Source organism: Paenibacillus sp. EKM301P (assembly GCF_011800295.1).
GTDB classification, from domain to species: Bacteria; Bacillota; Bacilli; order Paenibacillales; family Paenibacillaceae; genus Paenibacillus; species Paenibacillus polymyxa.
Genome location: NZ_JAALFM010000005.1, coordinates 332,771 through 358,306 on the forward strand (window position 1 = coordinate 332,771; position 25,536 = coordinate 358,306).

The following is a 25,536-nucleotide window of genomic DNA, read 5'->3' on the forward strand; positions in this document are numbered from 1 at the left end:
GTAGCTGTAATGAATACCGAGACCTATATTCTGGCGATCGATCAAAGCACTTCCGGAACCAAAACACTGCTGGTTAATCAGCAAGGCGAAGTGATTACCCGTTATTCTTTGGAGCACAAACAATATTACCCACAGCCGGGCTGGGTTGAACACGACCCGCTTGAGATATATCATAATGTACTTATTGCTGCGAAAGGCGTACTGGAGAAAGCAGGGCTTTCTCCTTCCTCGCTGGCCGCAGTAACCATTACGAATCAGCGAGAAACGGCTCTGATCTGGGACCGTTCTACTGGCTTGCCTATCTATAATGCCATTGTATGGCAGTGCCAGCGAACGGCAGAGGTCTGCACACGGTTGAAGAATACTGGCTATGAAGATATTATACGCTCCAAGACAGGTCTAATGCTCGATCCTTATTTCTCTGCCGCCAAGTTCAATTGGATTTTGGAACATGTACCTCATGCCCCCCAATTGCTTGCTGAAGGTAAACTACTTGCAGGGACTATTGACAGCTGGCTGCTATGGAAGCTTACGGGCGGTCAAATACATGCAACCGATTACAGTAACGCCAGCCGGACTTCCCTTTTTAACATTCATACTCTGGCTTGGGATATGGAGTTGTGCAATATATTCGGTGTTCCTTCCTCCCTGCTCCCTGAGGTAAAAGCATCCGATACCTTGTATGGCTATACACAGGAAGCGGAATTATGGGACGAACAAGTAGCGATATCAGGGATAATCGGAGATTCACAGGGTGCACTGTACGGGCATCGTTGCTTCGATACTGGCGATGCCAAAGCGACATATGGGACTGGAACATCTGTACTTATGAATATTGGTTCGCAACCCGTACAGGGCGGTGAAGGCTTGGTTACAACGATTGCCTGGGGGGCTTCAGGAAAGGTATCTTATGCATTGGAAGCTGTTATACGTACGACCGGAGACAGTATAAAATGGACACGGGATAATTTAGGATTATTCTCTTCATTTGAGGAAATGCAATCCATGATCACCGAATTGCAGGACAATGAGGGCGTATATCTGGTCCCTGCTTTTGTCGGTTTAGGTGCTCCCTACTGGAATCCCTCTGCACGTGCTGCAATTGTAGGTATGACCCGTGGAAACGGCAAAGCACATATTGTACGCGCAGCGCTAGAGAGCATCGGGTATCAAGTGAGAGATGCGGTTCAATTTATACGTGAACAATCCGGTGTGCCCCTTACTAGTTTACGTACGGATGGCGGGGGCTCATCTAACAGCTGGCTCATGCAGTTTCAGGCAGATATTCTGGGTACCCATGTTACCCGCTCTACCTGTGCTGAGCTGTCTGCAATGGGTTCTGTGTATCTGGGCGGTCTCGGTGTCGGATACTGGTCAGATCCTAAAGGCATCATCACGGGAAATACCTCTGATCAGAATCTGTATGAGCACTACACCCCTAGTATGGATGAAGTCAGCCGCCAGCGGCTTTATGCAGGTTGGCAGAATGCAGTGCAAATGGTAATACGTTCAGAACAACCGCTTACACCATCTTCTTCCGCTAATTGTTGATGAATCTTCCTCATTTACTTTTGAGCTCTTACTACAAGCTTCCGATTATTTTACAGGTGTTACACTTGGATAATCGGAGGTTTTTTATGTACACTGCATGTATTCCGCTTTACAGAAAGGGGGAAACCTTGAATGAATGCACGCATGGTTTCAATTCTTCAGTACTTGCTGGCTGCCGATGCTCCCGTCAAAAGTGATTATCTCGCCAAATTGATTCAAGTTACTTCACGTACCATTCGCAGCGATATCCGGGAACTAGATGAATTTCTATCCAAGCACGGGGCAGCAATTGAACCTGTTCGTTCAAGGGGATATGAACTAAAAATTACGGATCATCGTAGCTTTCGTGCGCTGCTGCAGCAGCTGTTCCTGTCCGGCGAGCCCGATGATCCAGGTTCTCCCGGCTATCGGCAATTGTATTTAATCAAGCGTCTCCTGCTCGCTGATCATTATGTGAAGCTGGAAGACCTCGCAGATGAGCTATATATAAGCAAGTCTACGGTGCAGAATGATTTCAAAGAGGTTAAACAAACCCTACAAAGCTACGGAATCACCATTGATAAACGGCCAAATTACGGAATCAAACTGAAAGGTGATGAAGTCCAGCTTCGGTTTTGCTTGTCCGAGTTTATTGTGAGCCGTTCCGAAGAACAAGGCGGAACACTTCATGCAGCGCTACGCATCGTCACCCCGCGCGAAATGACGCTGATTTGTGGAATCGTTCTGGAACAGACTCAGAAATATGAAGTAACACTCTCCGATATCGCCTTCAGCAATTTGTCCATTCATATTGCGATCGCCTGCAAGCGCATCCGTGACGGAAACCAGGTAGCTATGCTCTCGGCGGAAATAGGAGATCTGCGGGGCACCGATGAATTTCGGGCTGCCGAGCATATTGTCGAGCTGATCGAAAAGGAATTGCAGTTGTCTTTTCCCGAAAATGAAATCGCCTACATTGCCATGCATCTTGCCGGAAACAAGTGGTTTGTCAGAATTGAAGGACACCCTATAGAGGACATGGGACCCGAGAAGCTGCTGGACTGGAACCTCTTTGAACTGGGCAAGGAAATGCTCGCCGAGATCGACAGGGATTTGAATCTGAACATCAGCTGTGATACAGAACTGCTCATAGGCATCTGCCTTCATCTGAAGCCAGCGCTGAACCGGGTAAAGTATGGAATGAACATCCGAAACCCCATGCTGGATCATGTCAAGAGCAACTACCCTCTGGCTTTTCAAGCGGGAGTTATTGGTGCCAAGCTGATCGAGAGCAAGCTGAATATTGCCATCCCGGAAGCAGAGATGGGCTATCTCGCCATTCATATCGGGGCAGCCATCGAACGACAGCGTATGAACACCCGGCCAAAACGCTGTCTGGTCGTCTGCACTTCAGGAGTCGGAAGCGCCCGGCTGCTCAAGTACAAACTGCAAAGCACTTTTGGTAGCTCGCTTGAAGTGGCGGGTACAACGGAATATTACAAGCTTCAGCAGGTTCCCCTCCATGACATTGATTTCGTGGTGAGCACCATTCCCATTCAGCTGCCATTATCGGTTCCAGTCGTGGTCGTGCATACTCTTCTTGGCGGCAGCGATATGGATAAAATTGAAAGTTTGCTGGCTGGTGAAGCCGAGTTTGATTTTCACTACATCCGGAAGGAACTCGTATTTCTGAGACAAAATTTTACCACCAAGGAAGAGGTCATCTCATTTCTGGGCCAAAAAATATATGCTGAAGGGCTGATCCGCTCTGCCGAAGGTTTTATTGGACTCGTTCTGGAACGAGAACAGGCCGCACCCACGGCTTACGGAAATTTGGTAGCCATTCCTCACCCTATCATTCCGCAAAGCAATCAAACCGTATGGGCGGTCTGCACCCTTCAACAACCTATCGAGTGGGGCGACAAACCGGTGCAGTTCATCTGTCTTCTCAGCATTGAAAGAAACGGTAAAGAGCCACCCGCTAAAATGTATAACCATCTCATGGAACTGGTCGACAATTCGGATATCGTCCAGCAGATGTTAAAATGCGAAACGTACGAGGAATTCTCCAGGATTATCGTTACGTATAAGCTGTATTGAATCAAGCTCCGCAGTGCATCCGGCTGATATCACAGAACAGGTGCTGCTTCGGAGCTTTTTAAATTGGAAGAGTAGCAGCAATGAATGAATTTCCGCTACTGGCGGAAAAGACTTGGGTTTAGATCTTGGCAGTAAACCTATACACTGAAACTGTAAGTTAAAGAGAAAAAAGCATGAGGTGAACGAGATGGAGGAGTATCAAGAAATCATTATGGGAATTATCACCAACTCAGGTGTTGCCAAGAGTAAAGCGATGGAAGCAATCGCTCTTGCTCAAAAGGGTAACACCCAGTTGGCGGCAGAGCGGCTTGAAGAAAGCAAAGCCGAGTTGGTTAAAGCTCATAAATCACAAACGAGACTGATTCAACAGGAAGCTGGCGGAACCGCCCACGAAGTCACACTGCTTATGGTACATGCTCAAGATCACCTTATGTCAGCCATCACAACTAAAGATCTGGCGGGACATATGATTGAGCTTTATAACAGATTGAATCGCTATGAAGATATCACAAATCACACTTCCAATGGAGGGAACAACGGATGAAACAAATTACACTCGTATGTGCTGCAGGAATGTCTACAAGTATGCTGGTACAGAAAATGCAAAAGGCGGCACAAGCACAAAACCTTGAGGTTGAAATCAGGGCTACTTCCGAAAGTTCGTTTAAAGAATATGCCGACAAGACAGATATACTGCTAATTGGACCACAGGTCGGCTACCTGCAGGATGATTTCAAGGCAAAATATGAACCTAAAGGCATTAAGGTAAGTGTTATCAATATAGTAGACTATGGAATGATGAACGGCGAAAAAGTGCTAGGAGACGCGCTTAAGCTGTAAAGCTCAGAGTCAGATGCTCATCACCAGACCGAACAAGAAGGTTGGTCAAATCGGGCAACGATATATGATATTCTGCATGGTGTTTCGCCAAATGAAAGCGTTCTCTAAGTTATTATATAGGCGGATGAAAGCCTATCGTAGGAGTTGAATAAATATGGCTAACCAACAAAAATTCTCTTATAAGCTTCAAAAAGTGGCGGGTACAATTCAGCAAAACCGTTACATGAGCGCAATTTCCAACGGGCTGATGTCCACCCTTCCTTTTCTGATTATCGGAGCATTTGCAACCCTCTTCTCTGCACTTGCTTGGGAGCCTTACCAGAATCTTATTGCACCCGTAAAGGCTATAATCGGGTTGGCATCGACAATGACCACTGGCATCATTGCACTGTATGCGGTATTTTTTATCGCCTACAGACTGGCGCAAGCTTTTGACAAGGACCCCCTTGTGCCAGCGGCAACCGCTCTTCTCTCTTTTCTTATCGTTACACCGATCCAAACCTTTGATAAAGTTCGTGCCTGGCCACTTCAATGGCTCGGCGCGCAGGGATTGTTCGTTGCCATGATCGTCGGTTTGATTGCTGCACGGTTGTATATTTGGATTGTTGACCGCAATTGGACGATTAAAATGCCTGACGGGGTCCCGCCTACCGTTGTCAAAACCTTCTCAGGCTTGATCCCAGCTGTCTTAGTAGCCCTTGTGTTTGTTATCGTTGCTGGTTTGTTCATGCAGACCCCATTTGGTACAGTTCACGATTTTATCTACACTTATCTCCAAATACCACTGGAAGGATTGGGCGGATCACTCGGCGCTTTAATTATCGCGCTGATCATTATGCAGGCTCTGTGGATGTTCGGAATTCACGGTGCAATTGTTATACTCGCTATCGTTAAGCCCATCTGGATGAGTCTGGATCTGGCCAACCTTGACGCTTTCCAGGCAGGCGCTCCACTTCCGAACACTATCGGTCTGGCCTTCTGGTCCATCTACTGCAACTATGCACCGATGCTTGGATTTGCTCTGCTATTGGTTTTCCTGGCCAAGAGCAAGCAGCTTCGCACGATCGGCAAGCTTGGTCTTCCGGGTACCTTTTTCTCCATTCACGAGCCGCTGATCTTCGGAATTCCAATGGTATTGAACCCGTTGCTAGCCATTCCGTTTATCGTTGCTCCCATCATTTGTGCGGTACTCGGCTATATTGCCACCAACATCGGCTTGTTGCCTGCACCCATCGGAATTTACCCGCCTTTCGGCACCCCTATCTTTGCTCTGGGCTTCATTGAGGGCAGTTGGAAACTAGCCGCCGCACAATTGGTACTCATTCCGATCAGTATGCTGATCTACTACCCGTTCTTTAGAGCGCTGGATAAGCAGGCTCTAAAAAAGGAACACGAAGCGCAGGAGCAACTGGACAAGCAAGCAAATGAAACTACAGCAAGTCCTGTTATTCTATAATAGAAAAAAGTAGAAGCGGCGAGACGGATAAACGCTCGCCGCTTCTGCCATTACAATCGTTAGGAGAGGAAGCTTTTGATTCAACTGAGTATCGCTGAGAACAAACGATATTTCATGAATGAGGGTAACCCCTTTTTTTATTTGGCGGATACGGTTTGGAGCGCATTTACCAACATTACGCTGGAGGAATGGGCCTATTATCTGGATTACCGTAAAAGTCAGGGCTTCAATGTCCTGCAAATCAATTTGCTGCGCCAGTGGGATGCAAGTGGCAGCGATTTGAACTATGAGCCTTTCGCATATGCCGAGAATGGCAGCTTCAATTTCTATATGCCGAACGAAGAATACTTTACCAGAGCCGAGACGATGATCGAAATGGCTGTGAACAGAGGCTTTGTTCCTGCACTGGTTCTACTATGGTGTAATTATATCCCGGATACCTGGGCTGCCAAGCTTCGTGAGGAGAAAAAAATGCCACTTGGGGCAGTGGAACCTTATGTACGTTACATTGCCGATCGGTTCTCCAAATTCTACCCTATTTATATTATAAGTGGCGACACTGATTTCCCTTCCGAGCGTGCCAACCAATATTACCGACTTGCTCTCCATACCATAAAACAGCACAGCCCGCAGTGTCTGACTACCCTGCATATTCAAGGAAGATTAGCGGCACTGCCAGAGGAATTTATTGATGATCCCCATTTGGATTTTTACATGTACCAGTCAGGACATAATTCACAATTTCAACCAACGGCGTATACACTCGCACTGGATTTCTGCAATAAGCCTGTCACACGACCAGTGCTCAACTCGGAGCCCTGTTATGAACAAATGGGCTACAGTCGAAAAGTCTATGGCCGCTTCAGCCGCGCCGATGTTCGTAAGGCAGCCTGGCAAAGTCTTCTGTCCGGGGCGTCTGCGGGCATAACCTATGGAGCCCACGGTATTTGGAGCTGGCATCGAAAAGGCAAAAGGTTCGGGATAACTGGGGAGGGATTCGACAGTCCATGTGATTGGCAGTCTGCACTTAAGTTTGAAGGGGCATGGGATTATGGATTGGCCAAATGGCTCTTCGGGATATATGGAATTACAGATATGCAGCCTTGGAACATAGTGCTGAAAAATACGGAAGAAATTCGTGCGGCTGTAAGCACCGATTACACCAAGGTCGCCATCTACGTTCCAATCAACACGGTGCTGAAGCTAAACGTGGATTTGAGTGAATACGACTTCACGGTCATTGACCTGGAGAATCGTCGTTTTGGCACAGCTTCAATCTCTGTGCAAGAGCAAATCACGATCATTGGGATGCATGATTTTGAAGCTGATGTCTTGCTGATTGGCATAAGAAAATAACCGTGATTACTTACCTCCTTTTTCATCATTTCAACTACTATGTACAACGTACAAACAGCCCCGCAATCGAGATTTCTCATCGGGACTGTTTGTCTTACTTCTTGTTATAAAAAGCAAGCACTCCATCGTGGTCAGGAAATATATCTCAATTTAATGCGTTTGGAAGCTCTGTGAAGCGAAGATTTCACTGAATTTTCACTCTTATTTAAAATTCTAGCCGTTTCTTTTATGGAGTATCCTTGGACTACACGCAATTTAAGTACCGTCCTTTGCTCGGTATTACTTGCCATCAAAAGAATTCGATCGACCTCATCCTGAATTTCAAAATCGGGGGTATCCCAGTGATAGTAGACGTACTCCTTACGCAAGAAATATTCCTCCATCTTTTTTCGCTTTCTTATTATATCTATGGCTAAATTTTTAGCAATTCTCAAAAGATAAAATCGGATACGATCTTCGGGCAAATCAGGGGAAGCTCTTATAAACCGAATAAAGCATTCATGCAACAAATCTTCGGCATCCTGTTTGTTATGCACTATTCTCAAAAGATAGCCAAGGAGTTCTGATTTATGAGATAAATATAGATCTTCTAGATCTTTAATGTCCATATTATTGCTTATCCTTTCTATTTCGATGGGTTACGGTGTTCCCCTTGACTTAAATACACTAGCTACTTTATAGTTTTAAATTCATATCCCTGCTTTTTTAAATATGTTATGATTTCAGGCAAGGCTTTAGCTGTTTCTTCCTTCCCGTAAGTGTCATGCATGAGTACCACTGCTTTTTCTCTAGTCCCAATGCTCTTCATAAATTCGTGTATTAATTCCTCGGCATTCTTAGATGTACCTTCCGCATCTTTAGGCAACACATTCCAGTCAATCTGATGATAATCCTTATCATGTAAAAATTTATCTAACGCTTCCATGCCTTTGGGATCCTTTCTCTGCCACGTCACATGGCCACCTGGAAATCGAATCACTCTTGTGGAAAAATCCTGTCCCAAAATTTGCTTTAAAATTTGATTTGTTTTTTCAATATCGCTCATAAAAATGCTCGAATTCACAGTCTGATTAGGATATAAATAACCATAATCATGTGAGTAGGTATGATTTCCGATAGCATGCCCTTCTTTAACTATTCTTTTGGTTAAATGTTTAGTACCTTCATTTTCTTCGACTGCTTTTCCGACCACAAAAAACGTCGCTTTTACATTTTGTTCTTTAAGAACATCTAAAATCTTAGGCGTCACGGTTACTGATGGCCCATCATCAAAAGATAAATAGACAACCTTTTTACCGTCTATCCCATCGGGCTTTTGACCTTGGATTTGCTGATTTAAGTACTTTTCAACAAATGCAGCATCCTCAACACCCGAAACATTTTTTACAGGGAATTCGCTCCCTTTGGATTCGTTATTTAATTTGTCGGTTGATACGGATTCTATTTTTTCTGCAAATTCAATCGTTTTGACTGGTTGTGGTTTACTACTGAAAATGTCAAAGAGTTTTAAAATAATTAGAACAATACAAATGATAATAATAAACAGTAGTCTTCTTCTCTTCCTCTTCATCCGATGAGCTCTGGTTCTATTTTGCACATAGCTTTTTTCCATAGTATATGTTCCTCCAAAATCTAGAAGCAGTTCACGTTTTATGTTGCGACCATGTGCCAATTCAATTATTCGTATCTCAATGCATCTATTGGCCTCAAACTTGCTGCTTTATAAGCCGGATATACTCCGAATAGGATGCCTGTGCCCGCAGAGCTAAGAAACGAATATATGATAGGCGAGATTGTAAATTCAATGGTCATATGCGCAGCCGCCTCAAGTATTTTGGAAGCTCCTATACCTGTAACAACTCCGATTGTGCCTCCTAACAGACCAAAAATGATCGCTTCAGACAGGAATTGAATCATAATATCTCTCGGCTTGGCACCAATGGCTTTCCGAATACCGATTTCTTTTGTACGCTCTATAACTGAGACCATCATAATATTCATAATTCCGATTCCCCCTACCACGAGGGATATCGCGGCTACCCCACCCAATAGGCTGGTCATAATACTATCTACACCAGAAGCTGCACCTGCTGCCTCTGACAGACTCATAATTTGAAATTGATCTGGTTCCGAAGGTTTTAGCTGGTGTGTCACACGCAAGCTTTCCAAGATGTCTAAGCGAGCCTGATCCATCAAGGCTGGTGACTTGGCAGACACGTCCAATCCGGTAATATTCTTCTCACCCAGACGGTTCATCATGGTTGTAGCAGGGATGTAAATTTGTTCATTACTACTGTAGCTTAAGTTCGTAACTGGCTGAGTATCCAATACTCCGACTACCTTGAAAGGGATCTGCTTAATTTGAAACGTCCGTCCCAATACATTTTGGCTATCTCCACCAAAAAGACGTTGAACCGCTTGGCTTTCAAGTATGGCGACATTCATGCGTTTGTCCATCTCATCGTTGGTAAATGTTCTACCCTCGGCAAAGGAAAACTTTTTGACCTTATAGAATGAAGCGGAAGTTCCTACAATAGTGGCGTTATAGTTATATCGCCCCCACGTAGCTTTTGAATTGCTCGTTATATTTGGCATTAATGCATCTATAGACTTCTTTTGTTCCAACGCCTCGACATCAGCCCAAGTAAATGAGGGTGTGTGGTCATAATCTATTTCACCATCGACCATTGTCATAGCCGGCGCAACCATCAATACGTTATTTCCTAATTTATTAATTTCCGCCTTTATGCGGGCTGTAGATCCGTTTCCGATCGCCATAATGGCAATAACTGCTGCCACCCCGATAATAATACCGAGTATCGTTAAAAATGAGCGTAGCTTGTTAGTGATTAAGCTATTCATGGATACACGGATGGTTTCCATTACATTCATAGGCTTACCTTCCTTGATGAAATTCGTCTATTTGCAATAGGCTCATCTCGTTCAATATTACCATCCCGAAAGCTGATCAACCGTTTGGCATATTCAGCAATCTCCAGCTCATGCGTGACCAAGACGATGGTTTTTCCCAGCTCATTCAAGCCTTGAAATAATTCCATAATTTCGATACTCGTCTTCGTATCCAGTGCTCCCGTAGGCTCATCCGCCAGCAGAATAACAGGATTATTCACCAATGCCCGGGCAATGGAGACACGTTGCTGCTGACCACCAGAAAGCTCGTTAGGCTTGTTGTACATCCGTTCTGCAAGGCCAACGCTGCGTAGTGCCTCTACGGCTCTTTCCCGACGCTCCTTGGCAGGTACACCTGCATACATCATAGGCAGCTCTACATTGGCTAATGCTGTAGTTCGGGGAAGTAGATAGAATTTCTGAAATACAAAACCCAGCTTCTGGTTTCTAATCTCCGAAAGCTCGTTCTCTCTAGCATCCAATATGGAGTACTCATCCAGGTAGTACTCTCCGGTATCGGGATGATCCAGGCAGCCAATGACATTCATCATGGTAGACTTGCCCGAACCAGAGGGCCCCATGATAGCAACAAACTCCCCTTCGCTAATAGATAAATTAACACTGCGCAGAGCCTGAATCTTCTGACCGCCTACCTCATACATTTTTTTCAGTTCTTTAATTTCGATTACAGCTTTATGGGATTGAGTTTCACTCATTGTGCCTGCCCCCCATCAGGGTCTTGACCCTCTGGACTACCATTCGAACCAGCACTACCACCCTGAGGTGGGATCACAATGGTCTCACCGTCCTTGACTCCAGACTTGATTTCCGCCTGATCTGCTGTATAGACACCCAGTTTCACTGGTCTAAACTCATAATCCGCCGGATTCGCCGCGTTCTTCGCCACATATACTCCATCCACACCGCCTTCAGATCTCAGTGCAAACAGCGGCACAGATAACGCATTTTTGTGTTCAGCTAACAGAAGGGATACATCCATATTCATCCCTGGTTGCAGCCTTATCTTTTGGCTATCCAAAGACAATTCGATTTTGTATGTAGTCACATTGGATTCGGTAACCGGCTCTGGAGAAACAAAGAGGACTTCGCCTTTAAATTGTTTGTCCGGAAATGAATTCGAGTGCATTGTCGCCTGAAGTCCAGTCTTCAATTTAGCAATATCACTTTCATTAACCTTGGCAAGAACCTTCATAGCCCCTGTGTTTGAATTATTCATTACAATAAAAGGTGCAGTAGGACTGGTACCCACATCGCCGTTGACCTTCAAAATGATCCCGTCCCACGGCGCCGTAACCTGTAATTTACTCAGGACACTTTTCTTCTGCTCTAATGCCGTTTCAGCCTGCAATAAAGAAGCCTGTGCGGATTGTATGTTGGAAGCTTCGGGCGGGGACTGTGCAGCCTTTAATTGTATTAAAGCTGTTTTATAGCCCATTTCCGCCTCTTCGATCGCCTCAGTTTGCTTGGTCTGTGCCTTCTTGTACTGCAGCTCCACATTGCTCATATCCAATTTTGCCTTATCCAGATTTTGCTTGGCTGTTGCCAGGTCACTTTCTGCTGCCGCATCATTCTGAACCAGATAAGCCTGGTCATCATAATCCTTCTGAGCCTTATCCAAAGTCACCTTGGCCGACTCCTTTTGAGCAGCGGCTTCCTCTAATTCCATCGTGTTCTTGGCTGTTTTAATCGCCATCTGTGCCTTTAAGACATTAGCTTTCTGCAACTCTATATCATTCGTTTTGGGTCCGCGCTTGGCTTCCTCCAGTTTGGCTCTTGCAATCGCCACATTCGATTCGGCATCCTTAATTTGCAGCCTGGCATCCGAATCATCTAATCGTGCTAGAACCTGACCTGCTTTGACGCTATCTCCTGCTTTGACATTGACAGCGACGAGCTTGGCACCCTCGACATTTGTAAAATTAATGTTTACTTCCTTGGAAGCCTGAACGGTTCCAGTGACTTTAAGCGACTCGGTCATGTTTGTTTTCTGTACCTGTACGATCTGGTTTGCAGGACCCTCCACAGGCTTTTCCTTACTCCTGTTCATATAAACAGTACCGCCAATCCCCGCTATAATGATCAGGACAAAAATGCCTATAATTCTTTTCAGCCTTCTTTTCTTTCTTACTACCTGCAATGCATCTTTCTTTTCTATTTCTGACAATGTTATATCCCCTTCAAAAGTATTTTTTCTAAATCCTATACGCTCCACGGCTTGTTCAAAGCATGTTGCAGCAACGTCATTTGAACAATCAGTTCATCCATATTCCGTTCGAGTTGCTTCACTTTTAATTGATTCGTGGCGACTTCCGTACCTGTAGCAAAACCACGTTCCTTTTTTTTACGAGAAATGTCCAACACTTTATTGACGTTCTGTAGATTACTTTGCATTTGCTCGTATTGTTCAACATTTTGCTGTAAGTTAAAGTACATGCTCTTCAAGGTTTCTGCCAGTTGATCCTTGGTATTTTCCAGTCCGCCTTCTGCTGAATCTACATCAATCTGCTTAATTTCATAATCATCCGTTCCTGAGTTCCAGGTGTAATATTTAACTTCCATCTTGGCCAGCTTGACAGCTTCCTCCTGTCTCCACACCGAAGGACTCGCCGAGATTGCACGCGTCACCAACGTATCCAAATTCGTGTTGTCTATTTTGGGGTAAACAGGGCGATCAACCAGTTCATATACCGTACCTTGAGGTTGACCCATTTGCGTATTTAATGAATCCATCGCTTTTCGCAATGCAGTCTTTGCAATGTCTACATTCTTTTGTGCTTCTATACGATTCTGAATAATCGTGCTCTGGTCACCTGGTGAAATTTTCCCACGGTTGGCCTTCGCTTCAGCAGCCTTTTCCTCTAATAACGCGAGCGAAAGTGCATCCTCACTACTCTTCACTTTGTTATCAGCCAAAAGTACATCGTAATAGTTTTTCATTGCAGCGTAGTCTGTCTGATCTTGGGCAAGTTCAATTTGCTTCTTGGATTCCAGATAAGAAACCGTCGATGAAGCATACCCCTTCCAGGCTGAACTACTAGCCGCATCCTCTTCACCGTTGCCTGTACCTGCCGGAATAAAATCGAGATTCTTACCAGCATTTTTTAGGTTAATCCGGTTACGATCTATCGCTTGCTGGGCCTCCTTCAAGCTAAAGCTATTAGACCGCGCCCATTGCTGGGCTTGGCTCAGTGTTAGTTTCACGCTCGCTTTGGTAATCTGCTGCTGCGCCTCCTCTGCTTGAACAAAGGACTCTGATAAAGAACTGGCCGACAAGGCGAGCAGCAATAAAATGAACAAACTTTTTTTCATGATATCCCCACTTTTAAAATATGGTATCGACTTGAATAGAATTCACTAATGTGTTGTTATATGAATTAATTATCTTCTGATGAACAAATTCGCCCTGCACCTACTCGTCAAGGCTCTCAGTCCATTGAGACCTTATTTTGTATTGGATGAAAAATTCCAGAAAGGAGGAGTCTAATCCTACCCTTCTGCAACTTTTTTTCATGTGGCTTATCGCTCTTTACAGCATCTTTAAATCCAATTGACGAAGGTACAGGAAACGTACAATAAGAAAGGAAAAGAATTGAATTACCCAAAAGCAAATCATAATTTGAATAAGCGTAAGATGAAAGGGTACTACAGATGGTTCTGACATAACTAAACAAAGCACTATTCCTATGGATGAAACAACTAATGGCAGAAGAAATAGGAATGCAATTTGTCTGGATGCAGCTCGTCTCATTTCCCTTGAGCTTAATCCAATTTTGGATAAAGCCCGGTATATTTCCTCATCCCGTTTAAGATCTACATACAATCTGAAATAAAGCAGGCTTACTGTGCTTGCCAACATAATGATGGCGATAAATCCGCCAATAAATTTACTAATATTCAGATCCATCTCCGATGTCAAATAATCCACTGCTCTAGAGTTAAGCGATCCTTTATTCACCTTGTTGGCCAGCAGGGAATACAACCACACCTCTTCTTGGGTCTCAGAAGTTTCCAATGATACTTGGCCACTCTTCCATTTAGGCACAAAATAATAAACAGATTTGTATGCCAATGGAACATTGAAATACTGTTGTTTAACTAAATGTTCGTAAGTTTGATCTGAGACAACAAGCAACCTTCCTAGTTCAGAAATGATGTTTCCATCAAACTTTATGCTATGGTCTATCTTCTGAGTATCCACAATCTGGATACCCGTAATTCGGGATTTCCCTTGATTGTAAGTTAGCCTTTTTTCAAAAAAGGTTTTCTGTTCTTCTAAAGACATCCCGTTTGAATCAAAAATGAAAAAGCCTTGATCATCTCGAAGCGTAGGTACCTGTATTTGTTTCTTTAATTTAGAAGCAAGAGGCTCATAGTTGGATTGTTTCATCACAGGTGCCAACTGTTCACGAAAGGGAAAGATCAGTACTTCACTTTTCGAATAATCCACCCCGGCCTTATAAAGATTTTGATCAATCTCATCTTCAAGATCTATGGAACTTACAACATCAGAAAAAAATGCAAATGAATAAGACTGCTCCCTAAGAAATCTATTTTGCTGCTGCATGGAGTCAAAAGTTGAAGCTGCTCCTAGAAAGGAAACGATAGAAATTAGGGTAACCAATGTAAACAGCCCGGCATTATTCCTCATTTTGTATGTGATTTCAGAAAGCCATAACAAACGAGTTCCACTCCAACACCATTTCCTGTTGGCTCTAAACAATTGAACGAATAATACACATGATTGGGCATATAGTAAGTAAATCCCAATAAATCCCATTACAATCGTATATTTAAATGTGTCTCCAACTGAATAGTGCAACATATAAAAGGATAGAGTCCCCAAACGATACGGTGCCAGATAAATATATGGTGGAAAATCCAGCTTCATTAAATACACAGCCGCTCCTATTAGCGCTATTGCAAGAAAGGACAGGCTCCATGAAGCTTTAGGCTCTTTTTTGAGCTGAGGAACCTTGCTAAAAAGCTGCTGTAATTTAGATTGGCGTATGAAGAAAACAGATACAAGTGAGATCAAGGTAAACAAAAACATAAAGCCAACTACGGTGAAAGCCAGTGCTTTCCAAGGAAAATAAAATGTTAAATACAGCCCTGTGGCACTGGAGCCCAAAAGTAGAAAGAACTTTGCGGAAACAAATCCTCCTGTAATCCCGGTAATCAAGGATAAAAAGCCTATAATCAGATTCTCATAAGCAACCAAAAAATAAATTTGTCTGCGATGTGTCCCCAAAATGGTCAGTATACCGAATTCTTTTTTACGTGCAGCAATAAAAATATTGTTTGTGTATAATACGAAGAAAAAGGAAAATACAAAAATCAATAGATCAGCAACTTGTAATCCCTTTTTTACATTAAAGGCCATGATTGCATTGGAGACATCCGGGTGAAAAATAAACATCGCATATACGAAAAAAATTGTAATCATCAAAGAGCTGCTTAAATAATAAGGTACATAAGCACGCGCATTATGCTTGAGATTATTCCATGCTAACAGACGAAAGCTCATGGGCATGTCTACTTCCCCCCAGAAAGGAGAGCATATCTATGATTTCCTGAAAAAATAATTGCTGACTGTGACTACGGTGGATTTCATTAAATAACTCGCCATCTTTAATAAAAATTACCCGATCACAATAGCTGGCTTCCAAGGCACCGTGTGTTACCAGCACGATTGTGGAATTGTCTACGCGATGGATGAGTTCTAACATTTCCATCACAACTCGTGAAGATTTGGAATCGAGATTTCCAGTTGGTTCATCTGCCAACAGGAGTGAAGGAGAATGAATAATAGCTCTGGCTATAGCTGCTCTTTGCTTTTGCCCCCCTGACACCTCAAGAGGCCGTTTGTCTAAAATATCTGCAATATCCAGTTTCTTCGCTACCTCTTCCAGTTTGTATCCCATTTCCTTTAATCCTTTTTTATTCAGCATCAGAGGAAATAGTATGTTCTCTCCCAGACTAAGAGTTTCCAGCAAATTATAGTCTTGAAATACAAGCCCCAATTCTTTGCGACGAAATAAAGCGAGCTTATCCTTCTTGAGCAGATGTGGATTTTCCCCATTAATGCTAACCTCGCCAGAAGTCGGCATATCAATGGAGGAAATCATATTTAGTAATGTTGTCTTCCCACTACCAGACGGACCCATAATGCCTACAAACTCACCTTGTTGAATCGTTAAATGGATATTGTTGAGAGCTCGGTAGGGAACCTTACCATAGTATATCTTGGTGACTTGATCCATTCGTACAATCTCCATCGTTCATTCCTTTCTTTTTCCTATGTCATGATCATAATTCATCCAGAGGGATGAAGCGATCGATTAACATTACAGAAACCTTAAATGTGTTGTAAGGTTCTTATTTGTGAATTGAAAACAAGATCTCAACCGTCGTTCCTTCACCAACCGTCGATTTCAGTTGAATGTCATGACTCAGCCTTTTGCAGATTTCTGACACCATGTACAGGCCCATTCCGGTAGATTCACTATACTTCCGTCCGTTTTCACCTGTGTAATAAGCCTCAAATACCCGTTCAATATCTTTTTTAGGGATACCGATTCCTTCATCCTGTACTTTCAGCACAAACACTTTATCTCTTATCTCAGATATCAACTTCAGACTGTGGGCATGACCTGAAGAGTATTTCACCGCATTGGTCACCAATTGATTAATTATAAATCTTAGCCATTTGGCATCGGTAATCACACTCAACTGCTCGTCCACTTCATTGGAAGGATAAATTTCGTTACGAATCAATAATCTTTTGTTATCATAAATCACTTCACTAACCAGCTTTCGTAATACAACAGGCTCCACATGAAAGTCAGGTTCAAAGGCCTCCAATCGTGACATATATAAGATCATTTCCAGTCCTTTTCCCATTCGATCAATCTCATCATGAATCTGATCCGACTCGGGATCTATTTTTCCTTTGAGAATTAAATGAATAACAGAGAGGGGAGTTTTCATCTGGTGAACCCACTGGTTAATAAAAGTAATGTGATCACGCTGTTGATGCTCTAATTGATGAATTCGAGACTGATACAATCGGTAAAATTGTAAAAGCAAATTCTGTAAAGAAGAGGCAAGAGGATTAAGTACCTTCATCTGAATGAGTTCATCTAGATCTCTAATATTTGCAGTGGAAAGTAATCGATATAAACTAGAATACATGACATACCGGAACAGTAAATAGATCAGCAATATGGAGGTCCCAAAAAAGACGGAATAAAGAGCAGTAGACAAGTTATGATAACCATCCATCCAATAAATGCTTAACACAAGAAAAAGTTGGACGATATTGAATATGATCATTGAGAAATGATCACGCCAAAAAAGCTTCACTGTTCTTCCTCCTCAGTCAAGTGCAGCCGATATCCAGCTCCTCTAACCGTCTCTATGATATCCTCCAACCCCAACTCAGCCAGCTTTTTACGGACACGAGTAACATAAACATTCAGTGTATTTTCACCGACATATTGGTAATCATCCCATAAAGCTTCTAAGAGATGAACTCTCCCTACAACCTGCTTAGGATATGTCATCAGTAGCTCCAGTAGCGCAGCTTCTTTATGGCTCATTTCTACCTGCTTGTCATGAAACACAAGCTCCATAATGTCAGGGTATAGAGTCAAGCCTGACACTGTTATGGAGCGTGATTTTTGGGCAACTGCATATAAACCATAAGCACGTCGCAGATTACTTTCTATTTTGGCTAACAGTACTTCGGGATGAAACGGTTTAGTAATGTAATCATCCGCCCCGTTCTGCAAAGCAATGACCTGATCCATCTTATCATCCCGCGCGGACACAAAAAGGATAGGACAAGTAGATTGGGTGCGAATTTGTCTACACCAATAAAATCCATCAAAACGAGGTAAATTCACATCAAGTATGACCAAATCAGGCTTTACTTCCTGAAAAGTACTCAATACCTGATCAAAATTTGAAACGACAACTCCTTGATAACCATACTTTTCAAGATAGGACTGGAGTAAAGAGCTAATTTGAGGGTCATCCTCTACGATTAATATTTTATGCATTATGTTTTCTACCTTCTTAGTGCTTGAATTTTTAATAACATGATTTTCTCTATATAATGCCTTGATTTAATCGTCCAAGCAATAACAACAATCCATTTTCTTTAATTGTAATTAGGAAGATTCAATTGTGATATAGATTGAGTCTCGAATAATATGCATTGTGCCAAGCACCAGAGCAGTTAACGTTATAATCATCATAACGATAACCGTTACTGTAATAATGATCCCTTTATATTTTTTTAACGTCTCATCGAAGTCTTTTTTTGATTTGATTACCTTTTTTATTTTGTTCTTTGAATACTTCATATGCTCACATCTTTCCTTGCCTAGCTATTAAACATACTAACTAGCCTATACATCACAAACAACAGTCAAAGCTTACAAAAACCTTACTTTGTTGTAAGGTATATAGAAAACAGCTCAACAGTAATATATGTATTATGTCCAAATGAAGACCTACCCTTAAAAGTGATTAAGATCATGACAGATATAACATTCTCTAAAAAAATGAGTCGGGCTCTATGACCCGACTCATTTTAGTATTAATTGATGTTATAACCCAGACAAATCCGTGTTCATTCTCTTAGCTTCGCTGTCTCATCGCCTCGAATAATAACACCGTAGAGGCCATGGCTGCATTCAGTGACTCTGCTTGTCCCTGCATTGGAATGAATACCGATTCATCCACCATACGCGCGGTAGCATCGGAAATACCTTGTCCTTCGTTGCCAATCACGAGCCAGGTGGATACACGCAAATCCACGGCATAGCATGACAAGCTTGCATCCAGCGAGGTGCTGAGCAAGCGGGCCCCTTTGCTTTTGGCCTGCGGCAAAAGCTCCTCCAGACTGCCTTCGATCACCGGCAGATGAAATAACGATCCCATCGTGGAACGGATCGTTTTGGGGTTGTACAGGTCGGCGCAGCCATGACCCAATATAACGCCTGCGGCTCCAGCAGCGTCCGCGCTGCGGATAATGGTGCCTACATTGCCGGGGTCCTGTACCCCGTCCAGCACCATCACCAGCGCATCTGGCTGCTCAAGTAATGCTGCGAATGCGCTCTGCTCCTGCTTACGCACGATAGCAAAGACAGACTGCGGCGTCTTGGTATCGGTGCATTTGGCAATGACCGCCGCCGACACGGGAATCCATTCCACCGGCTGGTCGGCTGAATCCAGACCATTCAGCTCGGCAGGAATCCCCTTGTCCAAATCATAGGCGACGCTTTCTACTGCCGCGTTCGAACGCAACGCTTCCTGCACTAGATGAATACCCTCAACAATATATTTATGCTGCCGTGTACGATGCTTTTTCTCCAGCAATTGCGACCATTCTTTTACACGCGCATTATTCGGTGAAATGATTTCCATTCGTTTAACCTTCCGTTCTATGGTCCGTTTCTTTAAAAATAAATGATGCATCACTTGTACTTGAACATCAAATCTCTCTAAGCTGCAAAAGCCAGCTCCAGCTTGGTTAGATCGTCCTTGTGACCCACAATGACCAGCACATCACCCGCTTCAAGACGATCCTCAGCATAAGGTGAAATGTTCATCTCCTGGTTTCTGCGAATCGCCATTACATTGCAGCCGAAGCGTGCACGTATGTCTAGCTCCTTCAGATTTTTGCCGATCATGGAATCAGCGGCTCGCATCTCCAAAATACTGTAGTCCTTGGACAGCTCGATATAATCCAGAATATTGGGAGATGTTAGATGATGGGCTACCCGCAGTCCCATATCCCGTTCAGGATAAACCACTTTATCCGCACCTATTTTTTGCAGCACTTTCCCGTGTAGTTCATTTTGTGCTTTGACCACAAGAGCGGGCACACCCATGTCCTTGAGAATCAATGTTGTTAGAATGCTGGCTTGTATATCTTCACCAATTGCGACTACAATTACGTCAAAATTGCGGATACCCAGTGCTCGCAGTGCTTCCTCATCCGTCGAATCGGCAGACACCGCATGCGTCACAATATTCGACATTTCCTGTGTACGCTGCTCGTCCGAGTCGATAGCCAACACATCAAAACCCATCTCACTCAGCGCGCTGGCAACACTGGACCCAAAGCGCCCCATGCCAATGACCGCATACTGTTTTTTCGCCATTCCTTCTTTACCTCCCGCTCACCATACTGTCCGTCATAGTATAGCATATCATGCTACAAACATAAATTTTGGCATCCTTATTCCAAATGCTTCTCCATGTATACTGGACCACAGCCCAAGCCATAATACATTCGATCACTATTACAACATACGGGAGGTACACATGCCCATTACAATGGATTTACGACAAGCGATTGTTCACAAAGTTCACGGCAAATCAGAGGCTGATCTTACGGATATGATTATTGGGTCAGTGGATGGACCGGAAGCCGCTTTGCCGGGATTGGGTGTCATTCTTGAAATCGCATGGAAGCATATGAGTCCAAACCAGCAGCATGACTTCGTCCATTTGGCACATGAACAAATCGATAAAATCAAACCCGTGCCCTTAACCTAGCTCTAGCTATTCAACTTCTTGTTATGCTTTAATTGTGCTCATTATTTTTACCCGTATTCGAAAATGAGAATAGTCCACTCGCATTCATGTCGAGTGGACTATTCGTGGTATATATCAAATGACTGAGATCAGACTGCTCTGCATATAAAATTTTATGGAGCCATTTCCAAAAACTTAGCAGTCGGATTTTTTTCTATAGCCGTACGCATGGCATACTCATTTTCGAACAAGGCGACATAATTGCCTTTCTTATCTTTCACCAGCGTAGAGTTGATACGGAACTTGCTCGGATCAATCTGCTCATCCACAATCCAGCGAGCAAATTGGAACGGCATACGCTGAAGCTGTACATCTACCCCATATTCACCCTTCATGCGGTATTCAAATACTTCAAATTGCAGTTGGCCGACTACGCCTAGAAGCGTATCATCGAAGCTTACCGTACGGAACACCTGAATCATACCTTCTTCAGTCAACTGGTCGATACCTTTCAGATACTGCTTGTGCTTTAAAGCATTCTTTACAGTAACCTTGGCAAAAATCTCAGGTGAAAAGGTTGGCAGTTCATCAAATACAACCTCGCCACCTTGACTCAGTGAATCGCCAATGCGGAAAATACCTGGGTCAAACAAGCCTATAATATCCCCAGGGAATGCTTCTTCGACAATATCACGGTCCTGTGCCAAGAACTGCTGTGGTTGGGACAGCTTAATCTCCTTACCCATTCGAACATGTTTAACACTCATCCCGCGTTGGAACTTACCAGACACGATACGCAAAAATGCAATACGGTCACGGTGAGCCGGGTTCATATTGGCCTGAATTTTAAATACATAGCCAGTAAACTTCTCGTTCGTTGGCTGAATTTCCCCAACTGTACTGCGGCGCGGTTCTGGCTTAGGCGCAAGCTGGAGGAAGTTTTCCAAAAATGTTTGCACGCCAAAATTGTTAATCGCACTGCCAAAGAATATAGGCGTCAATTCTCCACGCTGTACTTTTTCCATATCAAAAGGGTCACCTGCGACATCAAGCAACTCTAAATCCTGGCATAATTGGTCGTGCAAATATTCGCCCGCCATCTCGCGAATAATCGGATCATTGTAACCTTCCACTTTTTGTACCTTGATCGTGGAATGGTCATCTCCCTGAAACAACTCAACCTGATTTTTGACACGATCATAAACACCGCACAGATCACGCCCAGTACCAATCGGCCAGTTCATCGGCACCGAACGGATACCAAGAACCTGTTCCAGTTCCTCCATCAGATCAAAGGGACTGCGTCCCTCACGGTCCAGCTTATTAATGAAGGTGAATATCGGTATTCCGCGCTTCGCACAAACCTGGAACAGCTTGATCGTTTGCGCTTCCACACCTTTCGCTACGTCAATCAGCATGACCGCACTATCTGCAGCTGTCAGTGTGCGGTACGTGTCTTCACTGAAATCCTGGTGACCCGGGGTATCCAGAATATTAACGCGATGCCCATTATAATCAAATTGCATTACTGAGGATGTTACCGAAATCCCCCGCTGTTTTTCAATCTCCATCCAGTCACTCGTCGCATGCTTGCTAGCTTTACGAGCTTTGACTGTACCTGCAAGACGAATAGCGCCCCCGAACAGCAGCAACTTTTCCGTCAGTGTCGTTTTACCCGCATCCGGGTGAGAAATAATCGCAAACGTACGCCGTTTGTCGACTTCCTGTTGAAGTATATCTGTTGTTTTACTCATTTCACATATCCCTTCATGATCAAATCCATTGCATTTCTGCTCAAGCTATTATAAAAAGGCCATGTTGCACGCCTATTTTCATAAGTTCATCGGCTCATTGCCGTTAGCTCCAGTATTCGGCATACTCCGTCACCATATTCATGATAAATACGAACTATTTACATGTTTTAGCCTGCCTTTAACGTATAATCAGTTGCAAACTGAAAACCTGAGACTAAGCTATTATAGCATACTCCGAACGCAAAGCATCCCCTTACATCCTGAACAGGACATAGGGGGATGCTGGACAAATCGGGATTACTGAGTGCCGCCTACTCGCCAGATGACATTATCTTCATCCTGACCGCTAACCGGCCACCACTTGTAGCCATCCTGCTCCAACAGCTTGTGAGCACCATCAGGTCCCCATGAGCCTGCAGCATAGGTTTCCAGTGTATCCGGGGTCTGCTGCCATGCTTTGGCGATTCGATCAACGAATCCCCACGCTGTAGCCACCTCATCCCACCGCGTGAAGTACGTCGAATCACCCTCGATCGCATCCATCAGCAACCGTTCATAAGCTTCCGGTGAGTTGATCCCCACCATACAGCTTTGGCAAAAATCCATCGCCAGCGGCTCAATATCTGACTCCGAACCAGGCTTCTTGGCATTGATTTTAATGTATATGCCCTCCATTGGATTAACCCGAATGACGAGCAAGTTGGGTTCGAGCTTATGCTTTTGACCGAGATATACATTGGTCGGCATGCTCTTAAATTCCACAACGATCTCCGTAGTTTTTACAGGGAGGCGTTTGCCCGTACGAATGTAGAACGGTACGCCAGCCCAACGGAAGTTATCAACAAACACGCGTGAAGCAAAATAAGTCTCTGTATTCGATTGTGGATCAACCTTGTCTTCTTGACGATACCCTGGCAACTGCTGACCGCGATAACTGCCCTCAGTATATTGACCACGTACCACGTTGGTCTTCACATCCTCAGATGATCCAAAAGGTCGTAGTGAACGCAGCACTTTTACCTTTTCATCGCGGATATCCTCTGGCAACAAACGACTAGGTGGCTCCATCGCGATCATCGTAAGCATTTGCAGCATATGGTTCTGTCCCATATCACGCAAGGCACCGGAATGATCATAATAACCTCCGCGTTCCTCTACCCCTACCGTTTCACTCAGCGTAATTTGCACATTGGCAATATGCTTGTTATTCCATAGTGGTTCAAAAAAGGCGTTAGCGAAGCGGATCACCTCGATATTTTGTACCATTTCCTTACCAAGATAGTGATCAATCCGATAAATTTCTTCTTCGGCAAATACTTCACGAATTTCAATGTTCAGTTCTTGTGCAGATTCGAGGTTGTAGCCGAAAGGCTTCTCTATAACCAGACGATTCCAGCCCTTGCCGTCCAACATGCCGCCCTCTTTCAAGCTCTTCGACACACTTCCGAATAATTCAGGAGCCAAGGCCAAATAAAACAACCGATTTCCCGGTATGTTAAACTTACCTTCTATAGCCTCCGTCTGCTGTCTCAGCTCATGAAACCCATCGACATTGTTGATATCCAGCGATTTATATTCAAAATGCTCGGCAAATGCCTGCCATTCTTGATCATTTTCTGCTTTATAGCGACTAAACTCCTGTATGGAAGCGTACAGGTCATTACGGAATTCTGCTTCTGTGCGAGGACGTCTTGCTACACCAATAACAGCAAAATCTTCAGCAAGCTTGCCTTCGCGGTACAAGCTGTAAATAGCAGGAAATAACTTGCGGCGAGCCAAATCGCCCGTAGCACCAAAAATAAACAGAACTGCACCTTGTGTCACAAGAGATTCTTTAACAGGTATGTCAGCCATGAAGTACCTCATTCTTCCCATGTCAAGATTCCGCAATCCACAATCCTCGAAATCCGCATGTAGTATTGTGTATATTTATACAAGATCATACTTGATTTTCGAAAAACATGGAACTAAAGATTTGATGACATTTTAACATATTCCACATGGATAAGCTATCCGATGAATCATAAATTTACCTTATAAGTCAGTATTCAATCGTGATAAGCGGAAAACCAAGTGTTATGCGTTTATCCTGCTGCTCCTTATTTTCATGTACAGCCATCTGCATCTGAACTTGATGCTCACCGCTTTGAACCATTAATGGCAGGTCTGGAGCTTCATAAGATACGGCTACTGTATTTACATCTGTGTATCTTTCTTTAGCCTGCATAGAGATGGTCCCTGCTAAGCTCGCTTCTGTTTGTTTCATCAGTTGATCCACGCTTTCCTTTGCTTGCAGCGAACGCTGAACGGAGGTGTTCCACTGCGCTTGAACCCCTATAGAATTTAATTGCTCAGCACAAAGCTTATGAAGCTGAATCAATTGCTCACGTCCTGTGTCACTGCTTTCCAGCTGAACGACTACATACCATTGTCCAGTTTGACGTTCCATCACATTTAAACGAATTTTCAAATCCTCACGATCACGAACAGAACGATAAAGTGTATGTCCATTTTCCACGAGTTTACTTGCTGTGGGTATATTCAGTTGATCAGCTATCTGTGCCGCTATATCTGCCGGATCTTCATGATTAGGAATCCAATCGCCTTGCCATTTTACAACCAGCTTATCCAGTGTACCCGGGGTTTGATCCGAGATGGTTAACAACGAGCGTAAAGCCGTTTCTGCCTCGCGGGAATCAGTTCCGTTGGTCTGAAGAGTTCCGTAACGCCAGCCAGCCAGTACCAACACCGTTCCTAATACCAAAATCGCAATAACTCCCTTTTTAATCATCTCTACTTTTAACATGGACGTTCCTTCCCCTCCATAACCATACGTTCTCCGCATATCCACGATAGAATGCTTCTTTTTTCGGCTCGATTGAAATCTATGAATCTATCAATAGCATGCCCGTTGCCAGAGGTTTTATACGCAGAGGAAGTCAGCACAACCGTTCAGAAATATTCATTCGCCTACTGGGTGTTCGACCATACACCGTAGGCACTATAAGAATAGACTATAAC

At 43.8% G+C, this 25,536-nt stretch carries 21 protein-coding genes and 1 pseudogene; 7 read left to right on the plus strand and 15 right to left on the minus strand.

The genetic code is table 11. The features are described 5' to 3' along the window. Positions 1-9: 9 nt before the first annotated feature. The 6 genes from glpK to HFD99_RS15500 all read left to right on the plus strand — a co-directional run bounded on the left by glpK (position 10) and on the right by HFD99_RS15500 (position 7,282). A complete protein-coding gene (gene glpK / locus HFD99_RS15475; RefSeq protein WP_123797635.1) occupies positions 10-1,551 on the plus strand; it encodes a glycerol kinase GlpK in 1,542 nt (513 codons plus the stop codon). A gap of 132 nt (positions 1,552-1,683) precedes the next feature. Then, entirely contained in the window at positions 1,684-3,630 is a 1,947-nt protein-coding gene (locus HFD99_RS15480; RefSeq protein ID WP_123797636.1) for a BglG family transcription antiterminator, read from the plus strand. Positions 3,631-3,817: 187 nt separating this feature from the next. Next, entirely contained in the window at positions 3,818-4,174 is a 357-nt protein-coding gene (locus HFD99_RS15485; protein WP_016819955.1) for a PTS lactose/cellobiose transporter subunit IIA, read from the plus strand. Then, complete coding sequence (locus tag HFD99_RS15490) at positions 4,171-4,470, plus strand: PTS sugar transporter subunit IIB (protein ID WP_017428674.1); 300 nt, start codon at positions 4,171-4,173, stop codon at positions 4,468-4,470. The genes HFD99_RS15485 and HFD99_RS15490 overlap by 4 nt, the downstream gene beginning before the upstream one ends. A 154-nt stretch (positions 4,471-4,624) precedes the next feature. Then, on the plus strand, positions 4,625-5,926 hold the full coding sequence (locus HFD99_RS15495; protein ID WP_123797637.1) for a PTS sugar transporter subunit IIC: 1,302 nt from the start codon (positions 4,625-4,627) through the stop codon (positions 5,924-5,926). A gap of 75 nt (positions 5,927-6,001) precedes the next feature. Beyond that, a complete protein-coding gene (locus HFD99_RS15500) occupies positions 6,002-7,282 on the plus strand; it encodes an apiosidase-like domain-containing protein (RefSeq protein WP_123797638.1) in 1,281 nt (426 codons plus the stop codon). Between the two features lie 131 nt (positions 7,283-7,413). Here HFD99_RS15500 and HFD99_RS15505 read toward each other — a convergent pair whose 3' ends face one another. The 12 genes and pseudogenes from HFD99_RS15505 to HFD99_RS15560 all read right to left on the minus strand — a co-directional run. After that, the gene (locus tag HFD99_RS15505) at positions 7,414-7,890 is read right to left on the minus strand and encodes an RNA polymerase sigma factor (protein ID WP_123797639.1); all 477 of its coding nucleotides are present in this window, start codon (positions 7,888-7,890) and stop codon (positions 7,414-7,416) included. 62 nt (positions 7,891-7,952) lie between these two features. Then, entirely contained in the window at positions 7,953-8,894 is a 942-nt protein-coding gene (locus HFD99_RS15510; RefSeq protein WP_031462212.1) for a polysaccharide deacetylase family protein, read from the minus strand. A 65-nt stretch (positions 8,895-8,959) separates the two neighbouring features. Further along, the gene (locus HFD99_RS15515) at positions 8,960-10,174 is read right to left on the minus strand and encodes an ABC transporter permease (protein WP_045244921.1); all 1,215 of its coding nucleotides are present in this window, start codon (positions 10,172-10,174) and stop codon (positions 8,960-8,962) included. Then, on the minus strand, positions 10,171-10,908 hold the full coding sequence (locus HFD99_RS15520; protein ID WP_016819949.1) for an ABC transporter ATP-binding protein: 738 nt from the start codon (positions 10,906-10,908) through the stop codon (positions 10,171-10,173). Before HFD99_RS15520 ends, HFD99_RS15515 begins: the two co-directional genes overlap by 4 nt. Beyond that, positions 10,905-12,377 (minus strand): efflux RND transporter periplasmic adaptor subunit, encoded by a 1,473-nt coding sequence (locus tag HFD99_RS15525; protein WP_045244923.1) that lies wholly within the window; start codon positions 12,375-12,377, stop codon positions 10,905-10,907. Before HFD99_RS15525 ends, HFD99_RS15520 begins: the two co-directional genes overlap by 4 nt. Before the next feature lie 35 nt (positions 12,378-12,412). Further along, positions 12,413-13,522, minus strand: a complete 1,110-nt coding sequence (locus tag HFD99_RS15530) for a TolC family protein (RefSeq protein WP_123797640.1) — start codon at positions 13,520-13,522, stop codon at positions 12,413-12,415. Between the two features lie 217 nt (positions 13,523-13,739). Beyond that, entirely contained in the window at positions 13,740-15,743 is a 2,004-nt protein-coding gene (locus tag HFD99_RS15535; protein WP_123797641.1) for an ABC transporter permease, read from the minus strand. Next, positions 15,709-16,488, minus strand: coding sequence for an ABC transporter ATP-binding protein (locus HFD99_RS15540; RefSeq protein WP_123797642.1), 780 nt, complete (start codon positions 16,486-16,488; stop codon positions 15,709-15,711). Before HFD99_RS15540 ends, HFD99_RS15535 begins: the two co-directional genes overlap by 35 nt. Before the next feature lie 100 nt (positions 16,489-16,588). After that, positions 16,589-17,575: a sensor histidine kinase gene (locus tag HFD99_RS15545; protein WP_016819944.1), complete on the minus strand. Its 987-nt coding sequence runs from the start codon at positions 17,573-17,575 to the stop codon at positions 16,589-16,591. Further along, complete coding sequence (locus HFD99_RS15550) at positions 17,572-18,273, minus strand: response regulator transcription factor (protein WP_123797643.1); 702 nt, start codon at positions 18,271-18,273, stop codon at positions 17,572-17,574. The genes HFD99_RS15545 and HFD99_RS15550 overlap by 4 nt, the downstream gene beginning before the upstream one ends. A 583-nt stretch (positions 18,274-18,856) precedes the next feature. Further along, positions 18,857-19,645, minus strand: a complete 789-nt coding sequence (locus HFD99_RS15555; protein ID WP_123797644.1) for a TrmH family RNA methyltransferase — start codon at positions 19,643-19,645, stop codon at positions 18,857-18,859. 77 nt (positions 19,646-19,722) lie between these two features. After that, a pseudogene (locus tag HFD99_RS15560) lies at positions 19,723-20,391 on the minus strand (potassium channel family protein); the annotation flags it as partial. A 157-nt stretch (positions 20,392-20,548) separates the two neighbouring features. Between HFD99_RS15560 and HFD99_RS15565 the strand changes: the two are divergent. After that, the gene (locus HFD99_RS15565; RefSeq protein ID WP_016819939.1) at positions 20,549-20,782 is read left to right on the plus strand and encodes a small acid-soluble spore protein SspI; all 234 of its coding nucleotides are present in this window, start codon (positions 20,549-20,551) and stop codon (positions 20,780-20,782) included. 152 nt (positions 20,783-20,934) lie between these two features. On the opposite strand, the gene HFD99_RS15570 is transcribed toward HFD99_RS15565, so the two are convergent. The 3 genes from HFD99_RS15570 to HFD99_RS15580 form a co-directional block, all read right to left on the minus strand. Then, complete coding sequence (locus HFD99_RS15570) at positions 20,935-22,515, minus strand: peptide chain release factor 3 (protein ID WP_016819938.1); 1,581 nt, start codon at positions 22,513-22,515, stop codon at positions 20,935-20,937. A 297-nt stretch (positions 22,516-22,812) separates the two neighbouring features. After that, positions 22,813-24,369, minus strand: coding sequence for a glucose-6-phosphate dehydrogenase (gene zwf / locus HFD99_RS15575; RefSeq protein WP_019688577.1), 1,557 nt, complete (start codon positions 24,367-24,369; stop codon positions 22,813-22,815). Between the two features lie 187 nt (positions 24,370-24,556). Further along, on the minus strand, positions 24,557-25,321 hold the full coding sequence (locus tag HFD99_RS15580; RefSeq protein ID WP_123797645.1) for a YwmB family TATA-box binding protein: 765 nt from the start codon (positions 25,319-25,321) through the stop codon (positions 24,557-24,559). Between the last annotated feature and the right edge of the window lie 215 nt (positions 25,322-25,536).